Below are 23,152 nucleotides of genomic sequence, written 5' to 3' on the forward strand. Positions count from 1 at the left end.
TTGACACCCGGTGTTAGAGATTGTTAAACTGAAATTATCAGGGCTTATTTATCTCATGAATGATCTATCCCATGAAATAACGGCCTAATTGTATAGGTCTCGTATAAAGCCGGGGATAGGGCCCGGAGGTTTCTACCCGAAAACCGTAAATTTTCGGACTACGAGGGAACAGGGCAAGTCAGCAGGGCCATGTGTCGATGGCTGCGGCAGACCGCCCTGACAGGTATTTTTTGTGCCCGGACTTTAATCGCCATTATGATTTCATCATAGAGCAGGTCCGGTGTTCCCTTGGAAGTCCGGTCCTTCTGCACAGCTGCAGAAAGAGCCGGATTTTTTTAATAGCTAAGTATAGTTGAATCCTGAGAAAGCAGGTGCATGATGTCGGTAAAAGCAGCAGTCATTATGGGCAGTCAATCGGATTGGGATACGATGTCCCACGCATGCGAGGTGCTGGAGGAGCTAGGCATCCCCTATGAGAAGAAAGTGGTATCCGCCCACCGGACGCCGGACTTGATGTTTAAATATGCTGAAGAGGCAGAAGGACGGGGCATTCGCGTTATTATTGCCGGAGCGGGCGGGGCAGCCCATCTGCCGGGTATGGTGGCGGCGAAGACCGTGCTGCCGGTGATTGGCGTGCCGGTGCAGTCGAAAGCGCTGAACGGTCTGGATTCTCTTCTGTCCATCGTGCAGATGCCCGGCGGCGTGCCGGTAGCAACGGTGGCGATCGGCCGCGCGGGGGCAGTGAATGCAGGCTTGCTGGCCGCCCAGATTCTCGGAACCGCCGATGAGGCGATCCGGGCCAAGGTGCAGGAGCGGCGTGACCGCACCCGCGATGAGGTGCTGAAGGGCAGTGACCTGTTATGAGCAAACGTATCAATGAAGGACAAGCTGCTCCAGTGCTTCCGCCAGGCTCCGTCATCGGGGTGCTCGGCGGCGGTCAACTCGGCCGCATGATGGCTCTGGACGGAATGAAGATGGGGTATCGGTTCATGACGCTGGACCCCGTCCCGGATTGTCCGCTGGGCCAGCTGGCTCCGCAGATTACGGCGTCCTACTCTGACCGTGAGGCGGCTGCGGAGCTGGCCTCCAGGTCAGATGTCATCACTTATGAATTCGAGAATGTTGACGCAGCCGTAGCTTCATTGCTGGAAGAGCAGTCCTATGTTCCTCAAGGCAGCCGGCTGCTCTATACGACGCAGAATCGTCTGCGGGAAAAGGCGGCGATTGAAGCTGCTGGCGTTCCGGTTGCTCCTTACCGGGAGATACGGAGTCTTGAGGAGCTTCAGGCTGCTGCCGCAGCTCTGGGCCTGCCCTGTGTGCTGAAGACCGCAACAGGCGGCTATGACGGCAAGGGACAGGCGGTGCTGCGGGAAGAAGGCCAGCTGGCTGAAGCCTACGACACTCTGGCAGCAGCTGGAACACAGCTCGTGCTGGAGAAATTCATCACCTTTAGCAGTGAAATTTCTGTCATTGCAGCGCGAACACCGGCTGGTGAGGTCAAGAGCTTCCCGCCGGCGGAGAATGTGCATGTAGACAATATTTTGCACGTATCCATTGTGCCCGCCCGAATTTCTACAGAGGTTCAGCGCCGGGCCTGCCAGGTGGCGGAGAAGGTAGCAGAGGGCTTAGAAGCTGTTGGTCTGCTGGCCGTTGAAATGTTCTTGACAGACCAGGGCGATATTTATGTGAACGAGGTGGCTCCTAGGCCGCATAACTCGGGTCACTATACGATGGAAGCCTGTGCTACCTCACAGTTTGAGCAGCATGTGCGTGCGATCTGCAGCCTTCCTCTCGGGGACACCGCGCTGCTGAGTCCTGTTGTGATGGTGAACCTGCTGGGCCAGCATGTCGAGCCGGCTGTGGAGCGCCTCACAGGCAAGGATGAACTTGCAGAGTCGCTTGGCATCGTGCCGAAGCTTCATTTATATGGAAAGAGCGAAAGCAAGCACGGCCGCAAGATGGGACATATCAACCTGCTGTGCGGTGATGTGGAAGATGCGTTGAAATGGATCGAGCAGACTAATATTTGGAGGCTGAATCAATGATTGAACGTTACAGCAGACCGGAAATGCGGGCCGTTTGGACCGAGGAGAACAAATTCAGAGCCTGGCTGGAGGTTGAGCTTTGCGCCTGTGAGGCTTGGGCAGAGCTGGGCGTAATTCCGAAAGAGGATACCGTCACCCTGCGCCAGAATGCTTCCTTTAATATTGACCGGATCTACGAAATCGAGCAGGAGACGCGCCATGACGTTATTGCCTTTACCCGCGCAGTCTCGGAAAGCTTGGGCAATGAGCGCAAATGGGTTCACTACGGTTTGACCTCCACAGATGTTGTGGACACGGCCAACGGCTATCTGCTGAAGCAGGCTAATGAAATTCTGGAGCAGGATCTGCTGCGCTTCATCGACATTTTGCGCGAGAAGGCGCTCTCCTACAAGCATACCCCGATGATGGGACGCACACACGGCGTTCATGCCGAGCCGACGACCTTCGGTTTGAAGATGGCGCTGTGGCATGAGGAAATGGTCCGCAATCTGGAGCGCTTCCGCCACGCCGCAGATGCGGTGCAGTACGGCAAGATCTCCGGCGCAGTTGGCACATACGCGAACATTGATCCGTTCGTAGAGGAGTTTGTGTGCCGCAAGCTGGGTACAAAAGCGGCTCCGATCTCCACCCAGACGCTGCAGCGTGACCGCCATGCGGAATATATGGCGACGCTGGCGCTGATCGCGACGTCTCTGGACAAGTTCGCTACCGAGGTCCGCGCGCTGCAAAAGAGTGAGGTCCGGGAGGTGGAGGAAGCTTTTGCCAAGGGGCAGAAGGGCTCCTCGGCAATGCCGCACAAGCGCAACCCGATCGGCTCGGAGAACATCTCCGGCCTGGCCCGCGTCATCCGCGGCCATATGGTGTCAGCGTATGAGAACGTGCCGCTGTGGCATGAGCGCGATATTTCACACTCCTCCGTGGAGCGGATCATTTTGCCGGATGCAACCATGCTGCTGAACTACATGCTGAACCGTTTCGGCAACATTGTGAAGAATTTGACGGTGTTCCCGGACAACATGAAGCGCAACATGGCCCGTACATTCGGTGTTCCGTTCTCCGGCCGCGTCATGACGAAGCTGATCGACAAGGGCTTCAGCCGGGAGCAGGCCTACGATACAGTGCAGCCGAGAGCGATGCAGGCGTGGGAAGAGCAGCGCCAGTTCCGCGAGATTGTGGAGAGCACGCCGGAAATTACTGAAGTGCTGAGTGCAGAGGAGATTGAGGATGCGTTCAATCCTTCATGGCATCTGAAGCATGTGGATACGATTTTTGACAAGCTGGGCTTGAAATAGAAGTAAGGCGGCTCCGGCTGGAGCTGCCCCTTCAAAGGGAGTGGAGAATATGGGATCTCGCGCACTGTCCACAGCTGTGGATCTGATTGATGCGCCGCTGCTGTACAAAGGCAAGGTCAGAGAGCTTTATGATCTTGGGGAACATCTGCTGATTGTGGTCACGGACCGCATCTCGGCGTTTGATTACGTGCTGGACCCGCCGGTTCCCGCCAAGGGAACGGTGCTGAACCAGCTCAGCGCTTTTTGGTTTGACCTTACGAAGCATCTCATGGATAACCACGTGGTGCATACCGATGTTCATGCATTAGGCGCAATCGTCAAGGACCCGGAGGCGCTGGAGGGAAGAGTGATGGTGTCCAAGCGGGCCGAGCGCATTGATATTGAGTGTGTGGTCCGCGGCTACATTACCGGAGGAGGCTGGCGGCAATACCAGTCCACCGGAGAGATCAACGGCATTCATCTTCCGGAAGGCATGCGGAAGAATGAGGCCTTTAAAGAGCCCATCTTTACGCCTGCAGCCAAGAACGACGTCGGCCATGATGAGGATATCTCCATGGATGCGATGAAGGACATGGTGGGGGCAGAGCTCGCACTGGAGCTGCAGGAGAAAAGCCTGATGCTCTACCACTATGCCCATAATTACTGCGCCGAGCGGGGCATCATCCTGGCAGACTGCAAGTTCGAATTCGGCCTGCTGGACGGCAAGGTGATTCTCATTGATGAAATCTTCACTCCCGATTCCTCAAGATTCTGGGATCAGAGCAAGTACGAGCTGGATATTGAAATTGACAGCATGGACAAGGAGCCGGTCCGCAGCTACCTGGCGGGAACCGACTGGGACAAGAACAGCAAGCCGGAGGAGCTTCCGGCCGGTGTCGTTGAAGAGACGACTCGCCGGTATACCGATATTTACCGCCGCATTACGGCACCCGTTCAATCAAACTCTTAATTCCTATACGATACCGAGGAGGAACATCAAAGACATGTTAAAAGCAAAGGTCTATGTCACCATTAAGCAGAGCGTTTTGGATCCACAGGGAGTTGCCGTTCAGGGCGCTCTTCATTCCATGGGTTTTCAGGAAGTGGAAAGCCTTCGGATCGGCAAGTATATGGAAGTAGAGCTGAATACGGATGACCGTGAAGAGGCGGAAGCGCGTTTGAAAGTCATGTGCGAGAAGCTGCTTGCCAACACCGTGGTTGAAAATTACCGCTTCGAACTGGAGGGCTAAGTATCATGAGATTTGCAGTACTCGTGTTTCCCGGCTCCAACTGTGATATTGACTGCTACAAGGCGGTAGAGCAAACGGTTGGTGAGCCTGTTGATTACGTTTGGCATACCGCAACCGACCTGTCGGCATATGATGCCATTCTGGTACCCGGCGGCTTTTCCTACGGCGACTATCTGCGCTGCGGCGCCATTTCCCGCTTCGCTCCGGTAATGAGCGAGGTCGCGAAGGCAGCAGAGCAGGGCAAGTTTATTCTGGGCATTTGCAATGGCTTCCAGATCTTGACGGAGGCGGGCCTGCTGCCAGGCGCTCTGCGCCGCAATGAATCGATGAAATTCCGCTGTCATGACAGCGTTCTGAAGGTCGTGAACAACGAAACTCCATTTACCCGCCACTATAGTGAGGGACAGGAGATCGTCATCCCGATCGCACATGGAGAAGGCAACTACTACTGTGATGAAGAGACACTGCAGCAGCTGCGTGACCGTAACCAGATCGTATTTACGTACAGCGACAATCCGAACGGTTCCGTTGCGGACATCGCTGGCATTTGCAACGAGCGTGGCAACGTGCTGGGCATGATGCCGCATCCGGAGCGGGCGGTGTCCAGCCTGCTTGGCTCGGAAGACGGAAAGGCAATGTTTACATCCATCATTCAGACCTGGAGGGATACACATGGCGCAGCAAGTGTCCGCTAAAGAACCTACCGCAGAACAGATTGCGGAACACCGACTATATGAGCAGATGGGCGTGTCGGACAGCGAGTATGATCTGATCTGTTCGTTCATGGGACGCAAGCCGAATTATACGGAGATTGGCGTATTCAGCGTCATGTGGTCCGAGCACTGTGCCTACAAAAATTCCAAGCCGCTGCTCCGCCGTTTTCCAACGAGCGGTCCGCGCGTGCTGATGGGACCCGGCGAAGGCGCAGGGATCGTTGACATCGGCGACAATCAGGCCGTTGTATTCAAAATCGAAAGCCATAACCACCCCTCCGCTGTAGAGCCGTTTCAGGGCGCAGCGACCGGAGTCGGCGGCATTATCCGTGATATTTTCTCCATGGGTGCAAGACCGGTAGCGATTCTGAACTCGCTTCGTTTTGGCAAGCTAGAGAGCGATCGGGTGAAATATTTGTTTGAGCACGTCGTTTCCGGCATCGCCGGCTACGGCAACTGCATCGGGATTCCGACCGTCGGCGGTGAGGTAGTGTTCGATGAGAGCTATGAAGGCAACCCGCTTGTAAACGCGATGTGTGTCGGCGTCATCGACCATGACAAAATTCAGCGCGGTGTCGCCAAGGGTGTAGGTAACCCGGTCTTCTATGTAGGACCTCCTACCGGCCGTGACGGCATTCACGGAGCAACCTTTGCTTCGGTAGAGCTGACTGAGGAATCGGAAGCGAACCGTACTGCGGTTCAGGTTGGCGATCCGTTTATGGAGAAGCTTGTCATGGAATCGTGCCTGGAGCTGATCGACTCCGGGATCGTGCTGGGCATTCAGGATATGGGAGCAGCCGGCCTCACGTGCTCCAGTGCTGAAATGGCAAGTAAAGCCGGCAACGGCCTGGAGCTGTATCTGGATCAGGTTCCGCAGCGCGAAGAAGGCATGACGCCTTATGAGATGATGCTGTCGGAATCCCAGGAGCGTATGCTTTTCGTTGTTGAGCCGAAGGATGAAGCGCAGGCGCGGGAAATTTTTGAACGCTGGGGCGTGATTTGTGCGAAGGTCGGCAAGGTTACAGACGACGGCCGCCTGAAGCTGTTCCATCACGGTGAGGTGGTCGGCGATATGCCGGTTACGGCGCTCGTGGATGAGTGCCCGGTGTATAACAAGCCTTCCTCGGAGCCGGCTTACTTCGCCGAACAGGCCAAGGTGGATACGACACGTTATGCGGAAGTCACAGACCTTGGCGGCGCGTTGAAAAAGGTGCTGGGCTCCCCTAGCCTTGCGAGCAAGGCCTGGGTATACAACCAGTACGATTATATGGTACGCACCAGCACGGCAGTACGTCCGGGCTCGGACGCTGCGGTTGTAACCGTGGACGGCACACGCAAGGCGCTGGCTATGACAACGGACTGCAACGGCCGTTATGTATATCTGGATCCGGAAACCGGCGGCAAGATTGCTGTCAGTGAAGCAGCGCGGAACATCGTCTGCTCCGGCGCAGAGCCGCTGGCCATTACGGATAACCTGAATTTCGGATCTCCGGAGAAGCCAGAAATCTTCTGGCAGATGGAGCGGGCTGTTGACGGTATGGCAGAAGCATGCCGCGAGCTGAATGCTCCGGTCATCGGCGGTAACGTCAGCCTGTATAACGAAAATGCCAAGGGAGCGATTTACCCGACGCCGGTCGTTGGCATGGTCGGTCTGATTCATGATGTAGACCATATCACGACACAGGACTTCAAGGCGGAAGGCGATCTGGTGTATCTGCTGGGCGAAACATTTGCGGAGCTGGGCGGAAGTGAATTCCAATCGGTAATCCACGGCGTTTCCGAGGGACGTCCGCCGGCGCTTGATCTGGCTAAGGAAAAAAGACTGCTCAGCGGCGTGCTGACAGGTATCCAGTCCGGCTTCATCTGCTCCGCGCATGACGTATCCGAGGGCGGACTTGCCGCTGCTCTGGCCGAGAGCTGCATCAGCGGACAGGTTGGCGCAAGCATTGAGCTGCAGAGTGAGCTCAGAAATGACATGACGCTCTTCAGTGAAAGCCAGTCCCGGATTATCGTTTCGGTTACCCCGGGGAATGAGTCCAATCTGGAGCAGCTGCTGAAGGAAGCCGGCGTTCCGTTTGCTGCGATCGGACGGGTTGGCGGCAGCGAGCTGCATATTTCGATCAACGGTGCTTCCGCGGTACAAGAACCCGTGGAGGCTTTGAAAGCCGTCTGGGAGGATGCCATCCCATGCCGAATGAAATAATGCCTGAAGGCTTATGGACTGGCGATTATTACAACGAAGGCAGCGGCAAGGACGGCGTCTTTGATAAATTGAAGGAGGAGTGCGGGGTGTTCGGCGTGTTCGGACATCACGACGCGGCTTCACTCTCCTACTACGGACTGCATGCTCTGCAGCACCGCGGTGAGGAAAGTGCCGGTATTTGTGTAGCGGACGGTGTACAGTTCCGTTATCATCGCGGCATGGGGCTCGTCAAAGAGGTGTTCGGGCGGGAGCTGCTGGAGTCTCTGCAGGGAGACCGCTCTATCGGACATGTCCGCTACTCTACGAGCGGCGACAGCCAGATTACGAATGCCCAGCCGCTCGTCTTTAAATATCGCCAGGGTAATCTTGCGATTGCTACGAATGGCAACATCGTCAATGAACCGGCACTGCGCCGGGAGCTGGAGGATTCCGGCTCCATCTTTCAGACGACCAGCGACACCGAGGTCATCGCGCATCTTATTGCCCGGTCCCCTAAAAATTTTGTTGAAGCAGCCAAGGATGCTTTGCAGCGTCTGGTAGGCGGATTCGCCTTTCTGCTGATGACGGGCGATAAGATGATTGTGGCTTCGGATCCGAACGGTCTGCGTCCGCTGACGATGGGGCGTCTTGGAGACGCCTACGTCTTCGCATCGGAGACCTGCGCGATGGAGGTCATCGGTGCCGAGCCGGTCCGCGACATTGCACCAGGCGAGCTGCTGGTGCTGGATGCTGACGGACTGCACGAGGACCGCTATACCGAAGCCGGCAGAAAAGCGCTGTGTGCGATGGAGTATATCTATTTCTCCCGTCCGGACAGTGACATGAACGGCTCGAACCTGCATTCCGCCCGCAAGCGGATGGGCAGCCGGATGGCGCTGGAATCCTTCGTGGATGCCGACGTCGTTACCGGAGTTCCGGACTCCAGTATCTCCGCTGCCATCGGCTATGCCGAGCAGACCGGTATTCCGTACGAGCTGGGACTGATCAAGAACAAGTACACGGGCAGAACGTTTATTCAGCCCAGCCAGGAGCTGCGGGAGCAGGGCGTCAAGATGAAGCTCAGCGCCGTACGGCGGGTCGTGGAAGGCAAACGGGTAGTCATGATTGATGATTCGATCGTGCGTGGAACGACGTCGCGGAGAATCGTGAATCTGCTGCGTGAGGCCGGAGCGACTGAGGTGCATGTGCGGATTACGTCGCCGCCGTTCCAGAATCCGTGCTTCTACGGCATCGACACGCCGGACCGGAGGGAGCTGATTGCTTCTTCCAAGAGCGTGGACGAGATCTGCCGGGAAATTAACGCGGACAGCCTCTCCTTTCTGACGCCGGATGGCCTCATATCGGCCATTGGGGGCTACGACGAGAACAGCCCGAAGGGCGGCTTGTGCCTGGCCTGCTTCGATAATGAGTATCCGACACAGATTGATTTCGGCGGGGAAGAGAAGATGGGGTGCAGCTGTTAAGGAATGCGGCTTAGCTTTCAACAACCAGTGCACCTATGATCTGGTATCCTGCATGCAATGAAGTTAATTCCATAAATGATTCAAGCCATAAAGCAACACGCTTGATACCGGCACGGACATCATCCGGCAGTTGAAAAGGAAGTCCTGTGGATTCCTGCTGGACTGGCCGGATGGTTCTGTCTGTGTCATCAAATACGTATCCATTAATTTCTTTAAAGGAGTGTTTCGCGCGTGTCTGATACTTATAAAAACGCCGGAGTCGATATTGCGGCAGGCAATGAAGCGGTAGAACGGATGAAAAAACACGTCAAAACAACGTTCAGGCCGGAGGTCATGACGGATCTGGGCGGATTTGGCGCTTTGTTTCAGTTGAATAAGGATCAATATGAAGAGCCGGTTCTCGTCTCCGGTACCGACGGCGTAGGCACCAAGCTGAAGCTCGCATTCTCGATGGACCGCCATGATACGATCGGGATCGATGCTGTAGCGATGTGTGTCAATGATGTCGTGGTGCAGGGTGCAGAGCCGCTCTTTTTTCTGGACTACCTGGCCTGTGACAAGGTCATTCCTGCAAAAATTGAATCCATCGTGAAAGGCATCGCAGACGGTTGTAACCAGGCGGGCTGCTCCTTGATCGGCGGCGAGACCGCGGAAATGCCAGGAATGTACAGCGAAGGCGAATATGATATCGCCGGCTTTACGGTAGGCATCGTGGACAAGCGCAAAATGATCACTGGCCAAAGCATCGCTGCCGGCGACACGGTCATTGGACTGGCGTCCAGCGGCGTGCACAGTAACGGCTTTTCGCTCGTACGCAAGCTGCTCCTGGAGCAGTCTGGCTACAAGCTGGATCAGGACATTGAAGCACTGGGAGGCCGTCTCGGGGACGTGCTGCTCACACCGACCAAGATTTATGTGAAGCCGCTGCTGGCCTTGATGAAAGAGGTAGAGGTTAAGGGCATGGCGCATATTACAGGCGGAGGCTTTATCGAGAACATTCCGCGGATGCTGCCAGAAGACGTCAATGTCAATATCGAATACGGCTCCTGGCCGATTCTGCCGATCTTCCAGCTGATGCAGGAGCAAGGCGGAATCTCGAATAAAGATATGTTCACAACCTTTAATATGGGCATTGGCATGGTGATCGTTGTCTCCAGCGCCCAGGCAGAACAAGCTGTTGAGCTGCTGAAGGCTGCAGGAGAAGAACCGTACGTGCTGGGACAGGTTACAGCAGGCGAGCGGATTGTGACCTTTTCAGGGGCGGACGTTTAATGGGCTCTTACCGGATCGCCGTGTTTGCTTCCGGCACCGGGAGCAATTTTCAGGCGCTGCTGGATGCGCAGCGTAAGGGGAGCTTGCAGGCGGAAATCGTCCTGCTTGTGTCGGACAAGCCGAACGCCCCGGTTGTGGAGCGTGCCCGAAATGCCGGAATCGAGGTGTTTCTGTTTCAGCCCAAGGACTATAACCAGCGGGAGGATTATGAACGCGAGATTCTGAGTCAGCTGGAAGCACGGGGCGTAGATCTCATTGTATTGGCAGGCTATATGAGACTGCTGACCTCCGTACTGGTAGCGCCGTACAGCGGACGGATGATCAACATTCATCCGTCACTGCTGCCGGCTTTTGCAGGCAAGAACGCAATCGGACAAGCACTGGAATACGGTGTAAAGGTGACGGGAGTGACCGTGCATTTTGTCGATGGGGGCATGGATACCGGACCGGTCATTGCCCAGACGGCGCTGGACATCCAGCCCGGAGAAGAAGAAGCCGCCCTGACAGAGCGTATTCATGCTGCGGAACAGCAGCTTTATCCAGCGGTCGTTTCCTGGTTTGCTCAGGGGCGGATTATCTTGGAGGGACGTCAGGTGACGGTGCTGCCGCTGCGTTAAGGAGATCAGGCGCTCAGCCCGACCTTCTGCAGCAGTCCATGCAATAGCCCTTTAGCTCAATCTGGGCTGCAATTATATAAAGTCCGATTGAGCTTCAGGCATTCTGAATAAAGCCCCGAATACTGCCGGGCAGGTTACATATTTCTCGGGAAATACTGCCCCATATCTTCCTTCTCGACAGCATTTATCGCTGGTAAGGCAGTGTTTAGGGAACTTTGCATAAATTAGGAGGAATCCATAGTGAGTATCAAACGAGCGCTGGTCAGCGTCTCTGACAAAACAGGTATCGTGGAGTTTTGCCGCGAATTGTCTGCATTAGGCGTCGAAATTATTTCTACAGGCGGAACGAAATCCTTGCTGGCGAAGGAAGGCGTGCCGGTCATCGGTATTTCGGACGTAACCGGCTTTCCGGAAATTTTGGACGGACGTGTCAAAACACTGCATCCTGCGGTGCACAGCGGCCTGCTTGCCATTCGTGACAGCAGTGAGCATCAGCGTCAGATGCAGGAGCTTGGACTGGACTATATCGATCTGGTGGTCGTCAATTTGTATCCGTTCCAGGAAACAATTGCGAAGCCGGATGTTGAGTATGAGGACGCAATTGAAAATATCGACATCGGCGGTCCAACCATGCTGCGCTCTGCAGCAAAAAATCACGCGTTTGTCAGTGTTGTTGTTGATGCAGCGGACTATGCTTCCGTATTGGAAGAGGTTTCAGCAAGCGGCGATACGACGCTGGAAACGCGCAAACGCCTTGCAGCCAAGGTGTTCCGCCACACCGGCGCATACGACACCTTAATCTCCGAATATTTGTCGAATGTAACCGGCGATCCGCTGCCGGAGCGTCTCAGTGTTACTTTTGAGAAAATCCAGGATTTGCGCTATGGCGAGAATCCGCATCAGAAGGCTGCCTTCTATCGCAAGCCGCTTGCTCCAGCCGGTACGCTGACAACGGCAGAGCAGCTTCACGGGAAAGAGCTGTCCTACAACAATATTAATGACGCGAACGCAGCACTGCAGATCGTTAAGGAATTTGACGAGCCGGCTGTCGTAGCCGTCAAGCATATGAATCCATGCGGTGTTGGCGTTGGTGCAACGGTGCTGGAGGCTTACCAGAAGGCGTATCATGCCGATCCAACCTCGATTTTTGGCGGTATTGTGGCCGCGAACCGGACCGTGGATGCAGAGACTGCCGAGCTGCTGAAGGATATTTTCCTCGAAATTATCCTCGCTCCGGATTTCACGCCGGAAGCGCTGGAGCTGTTAACCCGCAAGAAGAATGTGCGCCTGCTCAAAATGGGTGAGTTCGGTTCGGCGAAGGAGCGCACATCATCCCTGAACGTAACGTCCATTGAGGGCGGGATGATCGTGCAGGAAAGTGACGTGCATTCTCTGGATGCTGCGGAGCTGAAGGTGGTCACAGAGCGTCAACCGACAGAGGAAGAGCTGAAGCAGCTGCTGTTCGGGTGGAAGGTTGTTAAGCACGTGAAATCCAATGCCATCGTTCTGGCAGCAGATGATATGACCGTCGGTGTCGGCGCCGGTCAGATGAACCGTGTCGGTTCAGCGCGGATTGCGATTGAGCAGGCAGGAGAGAAGGCTCAGGGAGCTGTAATGGCTTCCGATGCGTTCTTCCCGATGGGAGATACTCTGGAGCTGGCGGCGAAAGCAGGCATTACTGCTGTTATTCAGCCCGGCGGCTCGATCAAGGACGAAGAGTCGATCAAGGTTGCTAACGAGAACGGCATCGCCATGGTGTTTACCGGCGTAAGGCACTTCAAGCACTAAGCCCTGCCGCGCTATAACGATTCACTTTGGCAGCTAGCAGGCTAGGTATGACCAAATTCACACGGAAATGCCGTTTATCCCTCGGGAGACGGCATTTCCGCATATGGAGGGAACCCATGGATATTCTGGTAATCGGCGGCGGCGGCCGCGAGCATGCAATCGTCTGGGCTTTGGCCCAAAGCCCGAAGGCGGGGAGTATTTATTGTGCGCCGGGCAATGCCGGCATCGCGCAGCTGGCGGAGTGTGTGCCCATCGCAGTCGGTGAGTTTGAAAAGCTGAAGGCATTCGCACTGGAGAAAGAGGTCGGGCTGGTTGTCGTCGGACCGGACGACCCGCTCGCGGATGGCATCGTTGACGTGCTGGAGGACGCGGGCCTGGCCGTATTTGGACCCCGTAAAAATGCAGCCGAAATTGAAGGCAGTAAAACCTTCATGAAGGATCTGCTCCACAAGTACAGCATTCCGACCGCCGCATATGAGAAATTCGACAGCTACGAGCAAGCACTGACCTACCTGCGCAGCCAGAAGGCGCCGATCGTCATTAAGGCTGACGGGCTGGCCGCCGGTAAAGGGGTAACCGTCGCTCATACGATGGAAGAGGCGGAGCAGGCGCTGCAGGATATTATGCAGTCCAAGGTGTTTGGTGAGGCTGGCAGCCGTGTCGTCATTGAGGAGTTTCTAGAGGGACAGGAGATGTCGATCCTGGCGTTTGTCGACGGAGAGACGGTCAAGCCCATGTCGGCAGCCCAGGACCATAAGCCGGCATATGACGGAGACAAGGGACCGAACACGGGCGGTATGGGAACCTATTCCCCGCTGCCTCATATTCCGTCTTCTGTCATTGAAGAAGCGGTCGAGCAGATCATTAAGCCGACAGCCAAAGCGATGGTCGCTGAAGGCCGGCCGTTCCGCGGCGTGCTGTTCGCAGGGCTGATGATTACGCCGGAAGGGCGCGTGAAGACAATCGAATTCAACGCCCGGTTTGGCGATCCGGAGACGCAGGTCGTCCTGCCGAGACTGAAGACGGATCTGCTTGAAGTGTTCCTTGCAGCGGTCAATGGTACACTTGCAGAGCTGGAGCTGGAATGGCGTGAAGAAGCAGCAGTCTGCGTTATTCTGGCGTCCGGCGGTTATCCGGCCTCGTATCCGAAGGGACTGCCGATTACCGGCCTGGAATCGACGGATGATACGTCCATGGTCTTTCATGCAGGGACGGCCTTAAATGCTGAAGGTCAGGTGGTCACAAGCGGAGGCCGGGTGCTGGGCGTTGTGGGTCTGGGTGAGGATATTGCTTCAGCCCGTGACAATGCTTATCAGCGTGCCGAAGGCATTACATTTGAAGGCAAGCATTTCCGTACCGATATTGCTGCCAAAGCGTTGAAATAGCTTCCCGGTCCTGAAGGCTGAAATATGGGCATTGCGTCTAGAAAAGGCTGTTCTCCAAGTGCTACACAGGAGGACAGCCTTTTTAATTTGGAGCTCCAGCACGTTGATTATAGGCTACTATAAGTCGTAGCGCATGAAATTTTCGCTAATGCAAACGATTGCTCAAATGGAGAGGCGTATCAATCCGTTACAGGAGCAGATCTTGTCCAATTCTCAGTATAATTTCGCGAAAAATTAGATATACTGCATAAGAAAGCGATATAGGGAGAAAAACGGAGATAATGAACAATTAATCTGGATTTTCAGTCTGTGCAAACGTTTTTACAAAGACTTGCGCATGGTGTATGATGTTTCTAGTGAATGAAGCGCTTTCTCATTAAAAAAGTCTTGGGAAACGGTTTCGCCCTACATAAACTACAATGGGCTTGAAAGTTTTCTGAAATCGTTTGCGCAGAGTTCCAAGGTGATTCAAGAACATTATTGAGAGGGGTTATTTTAGAATGAAGATGAAAAAGGTTATGACACTCGCCGCTGCGTTCACTATGGCATTCTCGATCACAGCATGCGGAGGCAACACAGCAGCTCCAGCTCCGGAAACTCCAACACCTGCTGAAAATACACCAAAGACGGAAGCTCCACCAGCCAATTCCCCAGAGCTGGCACCTGAAGAAGGCGCTAAGCTGGTCGTTTGGGAAAGTAAAGACGAAAGAGCTTACACGGATGAAGTTATAAAAGCATTTACCGAAAAATATGGTGTAGAAGTTACCCTGGAAGAGCTGGCTCCAACGGATCAGCTGACTAAGCTGGCACAGGATGGACCATCCGGCCTCGCCGCTGACGTTGTGATCTTCCCGCATGACCAGCTGGGTAGAGCGGTATCCTCCAATCTGGTACTGCCAAATGACTACTTCGATGTAGAGACGAGAGAAGCAAACTCTGAAGCAGCAATTCAGGGCGCATCCTTCGATGGCGTACTGTATGGCTACCCTCGTGCAGCTGAAACCTACCTGATGTACTACAACAAGGATTTGGTTCAGGAAGCGCCTGCAAGCTTCGAAGACGTTATTGAATTTGGCAAAAGCTTCACTGACAACACGAAAAACAAGTATGCGATCATGTGGGAAACGGGTAACCTGTACTTCACTTATCCGTTCCTGGCTTCCAACGGCGGCTACATCTTCGGAAGCAACGGTACAGATGTGAATGATATCGGGATCAACAATGAAGGCGCTGTAAAGAGCATGGAGGTTTACCAAAGCCTGAATGAAATTCTGCCCGTCAAAGCTGGTGACATCACTCCGGACATCAAGCGTGCACTCTTTAATGAAGGCGACCTGGCCATCGACATTAACGGTCCTTGGGAATTGGCAGGCTACAAAGCAGCACTGGGCGACAAGCTGGGCGTAGCACCGATTCCAACGATCGCAGGTCAGCCGGCTGTATCCCTGTCCGGTATTAAAGCTTGGTACGTCAATGCAAACTCCCAATATCCGAATGCTGCCCGTCTCTTCGCAAACTTCGCAACGAATGAAGAGAACCAGCTGAAGCTGAGCGAGCTCGTAGGCTCCGTACCAACCAACAAAGCAGCTCAGGAATCCGATCAAATTAAAAACGACCCGTACCTGTCCGCGTTCACAGAGCAGTTCAACAGCTCTGTACCAATGCCTTCCGTACCTGAGATGAACAATGTATGGTCTCCGGTGGGAGCGGCACTGACAGAAATCTGGGATAACAACAAAGACATTAAAGCTTCCCTGGACAACGCAGTCAATCAGCTGAAAGAGCTGAACAGCGGCGCAGCGAAGTAAGCAGCACCCTATAGAATAACGTACAAAGATGTTCACCCGCCGCGGGCCGGCGGGTGATTCCTCGATTATACGGAGAGGAGAATGGATGGAGAATGCGTCAACATCGAATGATCGCAGCCATATTATCAGCAGTTTGTATGGGCTTGGGCCAACTGTATAATCGTCAATGGATGAAAGGCATTATTTTAACTGTGATCGGGGCGGGAAGCCTTTATTTTTTCTTTAACAATCTGGGAGATGCCCTGTGGGGAATTACAACCCTGGGAGAGCAAGGCAACCGCTTTGAGAAGGTGGATGGCCTGACCAAGCTGGTGCCGGGAGATCATTCCATCAATCTCCTGATTGAAGGGCTGATTGTTCTGATTCTGCTTGCTCTGTATCTTATCGCTTATTACGCAAACATCAAGAACGCTTATAACGCAGGAAAACAAAGGGATCTGGGCGAGAAGCCCAACACGATGAAAGACACCCTTAACTATATTTTTGAAGTCAAATTTGCACAATCCTTTCTGACGCTGCCTGCATTCGGCATTTTGTTCTTTACGGTGATGCCGATTATATTCATGGTCATGCTGGCATTTACCAACTATTCAGCGCCGAATAACCTGCCTCCGGCGAAGCTGGTGGACTGGGTCGGCTTTGAAACCTTTACCAGCCTGGTAGCGCTTAAATCATGGAGCCATACCTTCTATGGCGTATTAACCTGGACGCTGATCTGGGCGGTGCTAGCCACGGTTACGACCTATTTCGGAGGCATGCTCGTTGCCCTGCTGATTCAGCAAAAAGGCATTCGCTTCAAAGGCATGTGGCGTGTCATCCTGATTATTCCTTATGCGATTCCACAGCTGATTTCCCTGCTCGTGATGCGGAATCTGTTCAACGGTCAATTCGGCCCGATTAATCAGTATTTTAAATACTTCGGTTTAAATGGCCTGCCATGGCTGACAGATCCCTTCTGGGCAAAGGTTACGGTTATCGTCGTTAATATGTGGGTCGGCATCCCTGTATCCATGCTGCTGATCATGAGTGTATTGACCACAATTCCGAAGGATTTGTATGAAGCTGCCGAAGTCGATGGAGCAAGCGGTTACCAGAAATTCAGAATTATTACTCTGCCGATGATCCTGTTCTCGACAGCACCCGTGCTGATCACACAGTTCGCCGGTAACATCAATAACTTTAATGCGATCTTCCTGCTGACCAACGGTAACCCGGTCGTCGGCGACTATCAGTATGCCGGAGCTACCGATTTGCTTGTCACCTGGCTCTACAAGCTGACACTGGATCAGCAGCGCTATAATATGGCGTCTGCGGTCGGCATCATTATCTTCCTGATTATTGCCAGCTTCTCGATTTACAACTACCGTCGTTCCAGATCGTTCCGAGAGGAGGATATGATCCAATAATGGGAATCAAGCTGAAAAACACCATTCGCCTGACGTTCAGCTACCTGCTGCTCGTGATTATCGCCATCGGTTGTATTTATCCGGCTGCCTGGGTCGTGCTGTCTTCCTTCCGTCCCGGAAAGTCGCTGTATAGCAAGACATTTATTCCGGAAGCCTTTACCCTGAGCCATTACCAGGAGCTGTTCACCTCAAACACCTTTATGTTTACAACCTGGTATGCTAATACGTTAAAAATTGCCGTGCTATCCATGGTCATCGGTACGCTGCTCGTGCTTCTGACCAGCTACTCGGTTTCCCGCTTCCGCTTTAAGGGACGGAAGAACGCACTGTCTACGATTCTCGTACTGGGTATGTTCCCGGGCTTCATGAGTATGATTGCGATTTACATTTTGCTGAATTCTCTGAATCTCCTGAACACGCATATGGCGCTGATCATCGTGTATGCGGCGGGTGCGCCGCTAGGCGGAACGTTAATTATGAAGGGCTTCCTGGATACCATTCCGCGGAGCCTGGATGAAGCCGCCAAGATTGACGGAGCTACCAACTTCCAGATTTTCCGAAAAATCATTCTGCCGCTTTCCAAGCCGATGATTACGTACATGGGTCTGACCTTATTCGTTGGTCCATGGGTGGACTTCATCTTTGCCCGCCTGGTGCTGCGGACGAAAGAAAACTGGACCCTGGCCGTCGGACTGTGGGATCTCGTAAACTCTCAGCAGAACAGTAACTTTACGCTGTTTGCGGCTGCATCTGTATTGATTGCCCTGCCGATTACGATACTGTTCGTCTTCCTGCAGCGCTTGCTGGTGGATGGTATGACTGCCGGCGCGAGCAAGGGATAAGGAAAGACATCGTGAACTTACGACAACGCCTATAACGTTGAATAGAGCTTACTATACTGGCATAAGCGACATCATGGAGAGACACAGCGTACAAGATGCTGTGTCTCTTTATGCATAATTCTAAATAATCGGGGGTACATACGAGTATGTTAAAGCGCTTACAATTCAAGTCGGTCGGGATGAAGCTGTTTATGATCTTTTTTACAGCAGTGCTGCTGCTCACTTCGGTGCTGGGCTGGGTCGCGCTCTCTGTCTCCCGCAGCATTGTGCTGGAGCAGGTGTCGGAGGCGACCGCGGGACAGCTGGCTCAGGCAGCGGACAAGGTGGATTTTCTGTTCTCACAATATGAAGGAATCTCCAAGCAGCTGGCTGTGGATACTCTGCTGAGGGAGGATCTGGTCATTGTCAGCGATCCTGCAGTGAGCATTGTGAACAAGACAGCCGCCGAGGCTCGGATCCGGGAGCGCCTGAACGGCGCTGTGCAGATGGACAGCAAGCTGCAGGGGGTGCGCCTGGTGTCACTGGATCTTAGCACCTCGACCTCCTACAGCTCGGTAGGCTCCTCCGGGACGACCTCCTCTGAAGCGATACAGGCCAAGATGGAGCACATTGTGAAGGCGAACGGGCAGGTAGTATGGTTCCCGACAGAAATCAAAGGCTTTATGGGCAATGAAACGAAAGCATCGATAAGCATGGGAAGGCTGCTGAAGAACCTCAACTTCCCACGGGCCACCTATGTGCTCGTGATTGACGTCAAGGAACGGGCGATCGGAGACATGCTGTCCAATATTCAGATCGGCGAGAGCGGCAGCATCCGTATGGTGACAGCGGAAGGACGGATCGTCCATGATCCGGATGCCCAGCTGCTGATGAGCCAATCTGATCTTGAGCTCCCGCAGCAGGATGAAGCGGAGCAGGGAGCTTTTTATACGGACCAGGATGAAATGGTCGTGGTAGAAGCCATGAGCACAGCGCCATGGGTGCTGGCGGGATATGCACCGACGGATGATTTTTTGCAGGCGGCGGACAAGCTGTTATGGGTGACGTTAGCAGTCATTGCGGCAGCCATCGGGATTGCCCTGCTCCTCGGGTGGTTCATGATGCGGCATGTTGGCAAGCCGCTGAATGATATGTGCTTATTGATGGAGCAGGGAGAACAGGGCAACTTGAAGGTACGGACCTCGTTTCCTCACCGGCAGGATGAGATTGGAAGGCTGGGGTTGAGCTTTAACCGGATGATGGAGCAGATTTCGGGCCTGGCTGATCAGACCCGGGCTTCAGCCGTACAGGTGCTGGCTACTGCGGAGGAGCTGGCCGATGTATCCCGCTCGACCTCCCAGACGGCTGGTGAAATTGCGGCGGCGATGGAGCAGGTCGCTCAGGGTGCCGGCAGCCTCAGCCAGCAGGCGGAGAATGAAAATGCTCTGGCCGAGCATATCGGGGTTCAGATGGGTCGGGTTACGCAGTCTCATGAGGTGATGCAGGAAGCGGCAGACCGGGTGCTGCAGGTTGCGGGCCAAGGAAGTCGTCATATGCATCATCTGGTAGAAAAAACGGAGGAGATTCATCAGGTGAATCAGCAGATGGTTCAGCGTGCGGAGCAGCTGAAGGACAAAGCCTCCTCGATCCACAAAATCCTGGAGCTGATGAATGAGATTGCGAAGCAGACGAATATTTTATCCATGAATGCGACGATTGAAGCTGCCCGGGCAGGAGCAGCGGGCAAGGGCTTCATGGTCGTGGCGGATGAAATTCGGGAGCTGGCGGATTCCTCCAAGCGCTCGATTCATACCGTTGCCGGCATGACCCGGGAAATTCAAGAGGGGGTCCAGCATACCGTGGAAACACTGAATCGCTCCGCTCCGCTGTTTGATGAGCAGCTGCAGTCGGTAGGTGAAGCACAGGAGAGATTTCATAATGTGCAGAAGCAGATGGATCACTTCCTGGTTGAAATTCAGGGCTCAACGCATTCCATTCAGGAGCTGCTAGATGCTCAGCAGGAACTGACCGGCTCGATCGCTTCGGCGGCTTCCATCGTTCAAGAGAGCAGTGCGGCGACCGAGGAGGTGGCTTCCATGGCGTCCCAGCAGCATAAAGTAAGCGAACGGCTCGTGGGCCTGTCCGGTCAGCTGGAGCAGCTGTCGGAGCAGCTGAAGGAATCGCTGGTGAAGTTTAGAACATAAGCGCATAAGTAAAAGTATCAATATACCTCTTATTTTAATTTATTTGTGTTAAAATACAATAAATTACAAAATAAGAAGGGGGAAAAGCATGAAAAAGAAAGGTTATGTCATATCCGTTGTAACTTTGTTTGTTGCTGCTGCGTCTTTTTTCTACTTCAATACCACAAGCAAAGCTTCGCTGCCGGAAGAAAAGGAGGTTCAAAATATCTTCGAAACATATTTTGAAGCAATTCAATCTGGAGATATTGAATCGGCTATGGAGCTAGTGATTGACACACGCTACGAAAATGCTGAAAGTCAGAGGAAGGGTTACGAAGCTGCGGCTAAAGAGGATATCATCTACAGCATAAACGTAGAAGGTATATCAGAAGGAGATTCCGGGCAATCAAGCTTGTACAGCAAGAAGTTTCAGGAACAATACGATGTTCAATTGGCTGTTAAGAATCAAACGAATGGAGCATTTAAGATTACCTTACCGGTCGTAAAGGACGAACAAGGTGAATGGAAAATCTTAATTCTTCCCACGAATGTTGCACCAGCCTCATAAAAATATACACAACAAAAGACCAGCCCCCTCGGGGCGAATCGGTGGATGGCTTCACCGGTTTGCACCCCAGGGGGCTGGTTGTATTAGAGATTATTCATTGCCGGAGCTAGAGCCTAGATGATGCTCATCTCATCATGGCTGCCAGTTGACGTTGACGGTTGCCGTGCCGGAGGCTGGAGCAGTAAATGTACGGTTGCTGCCCCCTTCCCACGTAGCCGTGGAGCCGCTTTTCTTCAGGAATTTGTAGCTGATCGTTGCACCGGCCGGTACGCTGACATCATAGTACCAGGTCGGATATTGGGTGATGACCTTGTTGTACAGTGGTCCGATCGCTTTCGCCGGATCCCAGTTGCCCAGCTCACTGACGCTGCCGGCAAGGTATACATTTTGGCCGAGCGTTGTGGTCGCGTTGTTAACAATGAAGCGGACGGTGACCTGATCTCCGGTCAGTACTTCAAAATTATCGTACACATTGCTCTGAACGGCTCCTGCATTCCCGATGCGGACATTATATTTACCCGGCGTGACAGCTGGAATCTTCACTTTGATCTGGGTATCCTCCCAGGATGTAATGGCACTTCCGGTGACAGCTGTCGTGCCGAAGTACACAGTTCCTTTGGCTGCGCCGAAGCCGCGGCCATCAATGGTGATGGTGGTGCCGGCTTTGGCCATCATCGGTCCGACATGTCCAACCACCGGAGTGGATTGAGCAGAGGTCTTCTCCCATACTGCCACTGCGCCTGCAGCCAGAGTGAAGGCATTGACCGTGCCGCTGCCGCCGGCAGTCATCGAGCCGCCGCCCAGCAAGCCGCCCAGCGCGTCACTATACGTACCCGCCGGAAGCGAGGTGATCATTCCGCTGATGGAGGCGGAGGTGTTCAGGTTACGGTTGATCGCAATGACAGCCGTGCTGGAGCCGAATTTGCGCTCATAGACGATGACGTCATTGTTAATCCAGCGTTCCTGGGTGGAGCCGTAGGCAATGGCTGGGTTTGATTTACGCAGCGGTGCCAGCTTTTTGATGACATTGTATGCCGTTGTGGTCGTGGAGAAGGAAGGGATGCGGGCCCGGTTGTTCGGGTCATTCCCGCCGGCCATATATTGCTCCGTTCCATAATAGATGGCGGGTACGCCGCGTGAGGTCAGGGTAAAGGCCAGCGCCTGCTCCAGCTTCCGGTTGCTGCCGGTTTGGAAGCGTTCCATATCATGGTTGTCAATGAACGTGACCTGATCATCCACCTGGGCGTAGTCCACTGCCGTGCCTTCCAGCATGGCCTTCAGGCCGTACATGTTATCCGTACCGTCACGGAACACCTGCCGCGTCTTCTGCGCGAAGCGGAAATCCAGCAGGCTCATGCCGATCTCATTGGCAAATTGGTGATTCTCCGCGCTGACTTCATTGGTGCCGAGGAACCACTCGCCGAAGGTGAAGACCGGCTTATAGTTGTTAATAGTAGCCATAAAGCTCTTCTGCCAGCCAAACGGCATATGCTTGACCGCGTCGACACGGATTCCGTCGATGCCAAGATCCAGCCACATCTTGATCGCATCCTTCAGATACTTGTCCACCGTGCTGTTGTTATGGTTCAAATCCGCGAGATCATACAGATTGCGGTAAATCCCGTCCTCCGTGGAGGAGAAGTTGGTGCCGCCGTTATGATGGAACAGATTTTGCGTATCGTTGGTGTAGCCTCCCAGCAGAGTGCCGTTGTTGTAGAGCTTGCCATTCTCGGCAAAGGAAGGCTGATCAGATGAGGCAGGTGAAGTATGGTTCGGTGCAAAGTCGATAATGACCTTAATATTCTTGGCATGCGCGGCCGAGATCAGGTTGCTGAATTCGGTCATGGTGCCGTAGTAAGGGTTCGCCTTCTTGAAATCACGGGCCCAGTAGCCATGGTATGCGGTATTGTTCACTCCGGAGTAATTGATGACACTGTAAATGTTCTCCACCGGCTGCGAAATCCAGATCGCGGTAATGCCCATGCCGGTCAGGTAGCCATCATTAATCTTGTTAATGATCCCTTGCCAGTCGCCCCCGCAATAGAGCCGGAGGTTGGAGCAGTTTGCGCTATATGCCGAGCCGGATGGATTGTTAGCCGCATTGCCGTCCGAGAAGCGATCGGTAAAAATCTGATAAATCACGTCGGTGCTGAAATTCTGCTTGTTCGTCACCGAGGTGTCTGGTGCAGCCTGAGCCGGGGTAATGACACTCAAGGCCAGAGAGAGCGACAGTGTAAAGGCAGCGGTAAACCGAGTCCATCTCTTCATTTTCTTAAAAAGCCTCCTCTTTAATCTTCAAAATTCCAGGAGTTCTCCTGGTGCAATCGGTTGCTCAAACAAGCGTCGCTGCCTCACCTCC

Annotated in this window: 18 protein-coding genes and 1 riboswitch; of the genes, 17 read left to right on the top strand and 1 reads right to left on the bottom strand. The window is 53.8% G+C overall.

What is annotated here, in order from left to right:
• Positions 1-79 precede the first annotated feature (79 nt).
• Positions 80-181, top strand: a riboswitch (purine riboswitch).
• A gap of 197 nt (positions 182-378) precedes the next feature.
• The 17 genes from purE (at position 379) to E6C60_RS03615 (ending at position 20,793) form a co-directional block, all read left to right on the top strand.
• The gene (gene purE / locus E6C60_RS03535; protein WP_138227612.1) at positions 379-864 is read left to right on the top strand and encodes a 5-(carboxyamino)imidazole ribonucleotide mutase; all 486 of its coding nucleotides are present in this window, start codon (positions 379-381) and stop codon (positions 862-864) included.
• A complete protein-coding gene (gene purK / locus E6C60_RS03540; protein WP_138224561.1) occupies positions 861-2,045 on the top strand; it encodes a 5-(carboxyamino)imidazole ribonucleotide synthase in 1,185 nt (394 codons plus the stop codon). Before purE ends, purK begins: the two co-directional genes overlap by 4 nt.
• Entirely contained in the window at positions 2,042-3,337 is a 1,296-nt protein-coding gene (gene purB, locus E6C60_RS03545; protein ID WP_138224562.1) for an adenylosuccinate lyase, read from the top strand. The genes purK and purB overlap by 4 nt, the downstream gene beginning before the upstream one ends.
• A gap of 49 nt (positions 3,338-3,386) precedes the next feature.
• Positions 3,387-4,286 carry a phosphoribosylaminoimidazolesuccinocarboxamide synthase gene (locus E6C60_RS03550; protein WP_138224563.1) on the top strand — a complete coding sequence of 300 codons (900 nt, stop codon included), beginning with the start codon at positions 3,387-3,389 and terminating at the stop codon, positions 4,284-4,286.
• A 34-nt stretch (positions 4,287-4,320) separates the two neighbouring features.
• On the top strand, positions 4,321-4,566 hold the full coding sequence (gene purS, locus E6C60_RS03555) for a phosphoribosylformylglycinamidine synthase subunit PurS (RefSeq protein WP_138224564.1): 246 nt from the start codon (positions 4,321-4,323) through the stop codon (positions 4,564-4,566).
• Positions 4,567-4,571: 5 nt separating this feature from the next.
• Positions 4,572-5,261 (top strand): phosphoribosylformylglycinamidine synthase subunit PurQ, encoded by a 690-nt coding sequence (purQ, locus tag E6C60_RS03560; RefSeq protein ID WP_138224565.1) that lies wholly within the window; start codon positions 4,572-4,574, stop codon positions 5,259-5,261.
• Complete coding sequence (gene purL, locus E6C60_RS03565) at positions 5,239-7,482, top strand: phosphoribosylformylglycinamidine synthase subunit PurL (protein ID WP_138224566.1); 2,244 nt, start codon at positions 5,239-5,241, stop codon at positions 7,480-7,482. Before purQ ends, purL begins: the two co-directional genes overlap by 23 nt.
• Entirely contained in the window at positions 7,467-8,945 is a 1,479-nt protein-coding gene (purF, locus tag E6C60_RS03570; RefSeq protein WP_138224567.1) for an amidophosphoribosyltransferase, read from the top strand. Before purL ends, purF begins: the two co-directional genes overlap by 16 nt.
• Positions 8,946-9,176: 231 nt before the next feature.
• The gene (purM, locus tag E6C60_RS03575; RefSeq protein ID WP_138224568.1) at positions 9,177-10,217 is read left to right on the top strand and encodes a phosphoribosylformylglycinamidine cyclo-ligase; all 1,041 of its coding nucleotides are present in this window, start codon (positions 9,177-9,179) and stop codon (positions 10,215-10,217) included.
• Positions 10,217-10,834, top strand: a complete 618-nt coding sequence (gene purN, locus E6C60_RS03580) for a phosphoribosylglycinamide formyltransferase (protein WP_138224569.1) — start codon at positions 10,217-10,219, stop codon at positions 10,832-10,834. Before purM ends, purN begins: the two co-directional genes overlap by 1 nt.
• Before the next feature lie 240 nt (positions 10,835-11,074).
• A complete protein-coding gene (gene purH / locus E6C60_RS03585; RefSeq protein WP_138224570.1) occupies positions 11,075-12,622 on the top strand; it encodes a bifunctional phosphoribosylaminoimidazolecarboxamide formyltransferase/IMP cyclohydrolase in 1,548 nt (515 codons plus the stop codon).
• A 116-nt stretch (positions 12,623-12,738) separates the two neighbouring features.
• A complete protein-coding gene (gene purD / locus E6C60_RS03590) occupies positions 12,739-14,007 on the top strand; it encodes a phosphoribosylamine--glycine ligase (protein WP_138224571.1) in 1,269 nt (422 codons plus the stop codon).
• 500 nt (positions 14,008-14,507) lie between these two features.
• The gene (locus E6C60_RS03595; protein ID WP_138224572.1) at positions 14,508-15,815 is read left to right on the top strand and encodes a sugar ABC transporter substrate-binding protein; all 1,308 of its coding nucleotides are present in this window, start codon (positions 14,508-14,510) and stop codon (positions 15,813-15,815) included.
• 92 nt (positions 15,816-15,907) lie between these two features.
• The gene (locus E6C60_RS03600; protein WP_138224573.1) at positions 15,908-17,221 is read left to right on the top strand and encodes a sugar ABC transporter permease; all 1,314 of its coding nucleotides are present in this window, start codon (positions 15,908-15,910) and stop codon (positions 17,219-17,221) included.
• Positions 17,221-18,063 (top strand): sugar ABC transporter permease, encoded by an 843-nt coding sequence (locus tag E6C60_RS03605; RefSeq protein WP_138224574.1) that lies wholly within the window; start codon positions 17,221-17,223, stop codon positions 18,061-18,063. Before E6C60_RS03600 ends, E6C60_RS03605 begins: the two co-directional genes overlap by 1 nt.
• 146 nt (positions 18,064-18,209) lie before the next feature.
• The gene (locus E6C60_RS03610) at positions 18,210-20,246 is read left to right on the top strand and encodes a methyl-accepting chemotaxis protein (RefSeq protein ID WP_138224575.1); all 2,037 of its coding nucleotides are present in this window, start codon (positions 18,210-18,212) and stop codon (positions 20,244-20,246) included.
• Positions 20,247-20,334: 88 nt separating this feature from the next.
• Positions 20,335-20,793: a hypothetical protein gene (locus tag E6C60_RS03615; protein ID WP_138224576.1), complete on the top strand. Its 459-nt coding sequence runs from the start codon at positions 20,335-20,337 to the stop codon at positions 20,791-20,793.
• A 132-nt stretch (positions 20,794-20,925) separates the two neighbouring features.
• On the opposite strand, the gene E6C60_RS03620 is transcribed toward E6C60_RS03615, so the two are convergent.
• On the bottom strand, positions 20,926-23,061 hold the full coding sequence (locus E6C60_RS03620; protein ID WP_138224577.1) for an alpha-amylase family glycosyl hydrolase: 2,136 nt from the start codon (positions 23,059-23,061) through the stop codon (positions 20,926-20,928).
• Positions 23,062-23,152: the final 91 nt, after the last annotated feature.

The sequence above is a fragment of the Paenibacillus algicola genome (genome assembly GCF_005577435.1).
GTDB lineage: Bacteria > Bacillota > Bacilli > Paenibacillales > Paenibacillaceae > Paenibacillus_AQ > Paenibacillus_AQ algicola.